This is a genomic window from Dietzia sp. CW19 (assembly GCF_014145265.1).
Classification (GTDB): domain Bacteria; phylum Actinomycetota; class Actinomycetes; order Mycobacteriales; family Mycobacteriaceae; genus Dietzia; species Dietzia natronolimnaea.
This window is the reverse complement of the sequence record NZ_JAALEE010000087.1, coordinates 1-2,414: the sequence shown is the minus strand read 5'-3', so window position 1 is coordinate 2,414 and position 2,414 is coordinate 1. Positions and strand designations below refer to the sequence as shown.

At 69.8% G+C, this 2,414-nt stretch carries 3 protein-coding genes and 1 pseudogene; all 4 read right to left on the bottom strand.

From position 1 onward, the window contains the following. Window positions 1–150: pseudogene (locus G6021_RS03220) on the bottom strand (aldolase/citrate lyase family protein); the annotation flags it as partial. Continuing rightward, window positions 147–656 carry a MaoC family dehydratase gene (locus G6021_RS03215; RefSeq protein ID WP_179526313.1) on the bottom strand — a complete coding sequence of 170 codons (510 nt, stop codon included), beginning with the start codon at window positions 654–656 and terminating at the stop codon, window positions 147–149. The gene G6021_RS03215 and the pseudogene G6021_RS03220, both read right to left, overlap by 4 nt. A gap of 17 nt (window positions 657–673) precedes the next feature. After that, window positions 674–1,819 (bottom strand): acyl-CoA dehydrogenase family protein, encoded by a 1,146-nt coding sequence (locus G6021_RS03210; RefSeq protein ID WP_179525850.1) that lies wholly within the window; start codon window positions 1,817–1,819, stop codon window positions 674–676. Then, a partial coding sequence (locus G6021_RS03205; RefSeq protein ID WP_182640654.1) for a biotin/lipoyl-binding protein occupies window positions 1,812–2,414 on the bottom strand: 603 nt, incomplete at its 5' end. The genes G6021_RS03210 and G6021_RS03205, both read right to left, overlap by 8 nt.

Here is a 2,414-nt window from a genome sequence, read left to right as displayed (position 1 = left end):
CCGGGCGGCCGGTCGGGCGTCCGGTGCGACCGCGTCCTCCAGGTCGACGATCACCACGTCCGCGCGCTCGGCCGCCTTGCCGTACCGCTCGGGGCGGTCGGCCGGGCAGAACAGCAGTGCCGGGCCGGGCGGGATCCACGCCGGGGTCATGCCGACCCCTCCCCCGCCTGGTCGGCCGGACGCTTACGGACCAGCGTCTTGCGGACGGCCCTGGCCACCACGTCACCGTGCTGGTTGCGACCGATGTGCTCGAGAGTCACGATGCCCTCGCCCGGGCGCGACTTCGACTCCCGCTTGTCCGTGCACACCGTCTCGGCGTAGAGGGTGTCACCGTGCAACACGGGCTTGGGGAAGGTGACCTCGGAGAACCCGAGGTTGGCCACGATCGTGCCCTGGGTGAGCTGCGCCACCGACAGCCCGACCAGCGTCGACAGCGTGTGCATGGAGTTCATGAGCCGCTCGCCGCCGAAGCCCGGCTGCTCGGCCGACCACGCCGCGTCCAGGTGCAGGGCCTGGGTGTTCATGGTGAGCGTGGTGAACAGGACGTTGTCCGTCTCGGTCATCGTGCGCCCGGGGCGGTGGAGGTAGGCGGTGCCGACCTCGTACTCCTCGAACCACAGTCCGCGCTGGACGATCTCCTTGCGCTGTCCGTCCATCGTCACAGCCTGGTCACTCATAACCCGAGACCGCGCGCGATCAGCATGAGCTGCACCTCGGTGGTGCCCTCGCCGATCTCGAGGATCTTGGAGTCCCGGTAGTGCCGGGCCACCGGGTACTCGTTCATGAACCCGTAGCCGCCGTGGATCTGGGTGGCGTCCCGGGCGTTGTCCATGGCCGCCTCGGAGGAGACCATCTTGGCGATGGCGGCCTCCTTCTTGAACGGCTTGCCGGCCAGCATGAGGCGGGCGGCCTCGTAGTAGGCGCAGCGCGCGGTGTGGGCGCGGGCCTCCATGCGGGCGATCTTGAAGGAGATCGCCTGGAACGACCCGATCTTCTGGCCCATGGACTCGCGTTCACGCGCGTATTTCACCGACTCGTCGACGCACCCCTGGGCGGCGCCGGTGGCCACCGCGGCGATCGCGATGCGCCCCTCGTCGAGGATCGACAGGAAGTTCGCGTACCCGCGCCCCTCCTCGCCGAGGATGTTCTCCGCCGGGACCCGCACGTCGGAGAACGTCAGCGGGTGGGTGTCGGAGGAGTTCCAGCCGACCTTGTCGTACGCCGGCTCGACCGTGAAGCCGGGCGTGCCCGACGGGACGATGATGGTCGAGATGGCCTTCTTGCCGTTGTCCCGCACGCCGGTCACCGCGGTGACGTTGACCAACGAGGTGATGTCGGTCCCCGAGTTGGTGATGAACTGCTTGTTGCCGTTGACCACCCACTCGTCGCCGTCCCGCTTCGCGGTGGTCTTGGTGGCGCCGGCATCCGACCCCGCACCGGGCTCGGTGAGGCCGAAGCCCGCGAGCTTCCTGCCCGCGGCGAGATCCGGCAGCCAGGTGTTCTTCTGCTCGTCGGTGCCGAAGTGGTAGATCGGCATCGCGCCGAGGCCCACGCCCGCCTCGAGCGTCATGGCGGTCGACTGGTCGACACGACCCAGCTCCTCGAGTGCCAGGGAGAGGGCGAAGTAGTCGCCGCCCATGCCGCCGAACTCCTCCGGGAAGGGCAGGCCGAACAGGCCCATCTCGCCCATCTTGGCGACGACCTCGTAGGGGAAGGTGTGGTTGCGGTCGTGCTCGGCCGAGGCGGGGGCGACCACCTTGTCGGCGAACTCGGCGACCGTCGACTTCAGGTCGGCGTAGTGCTCTTCCAACTCAGGCATTGCCTTCTCCTTCGGATTCCTCGGTGGAGGGGTGGGGCTCGACGGTCGCGAGCAGATGGTCGGCGGGCACCTGCTCGCCGGTGGAGACGTTCAGCCGGACCACCCCGTCGATCGGTGCCGACAGGGCGTGTTCCATCTTCATGGCCTCGACGGCCAGGACGTTCTGGCCCGCGGTCACCTCGTCGCCGTCGGCGACGAAGCACGCGATGACCGACCCGGGCATGGGGCTGAGGATCTGACCGTCCGACAACCCGGCGTCGTGGATCCGGGAGTCGATCAACGGGAGCAGCCGCAGGTCCCAGGTGCCACCGTCGCCGGCCACCCAGAAGGTGTCCGCCGCCTTGGGGTCAGCGGAGCGGACGACGGTCCAGCGCTGTTGGGTGCCGTCGACGGTCAGTCGCAGCGACCCGCCGTCCCGGGCGACCCTGGCCCGGTGCCGCGAGGAGACCTCGGGCTCGGCCGTGGAGCCGATCGTGGCGTCGGTGATGGTCACCTCGGCGTCGTCGGGTGTTCCGCGGAGGCCGACGGTGACGGCGTCCGAACCCGGGCCGGAGTCCAGCCGGGTCCACACCTCGGCGCGCCCGCCGACCCGCCA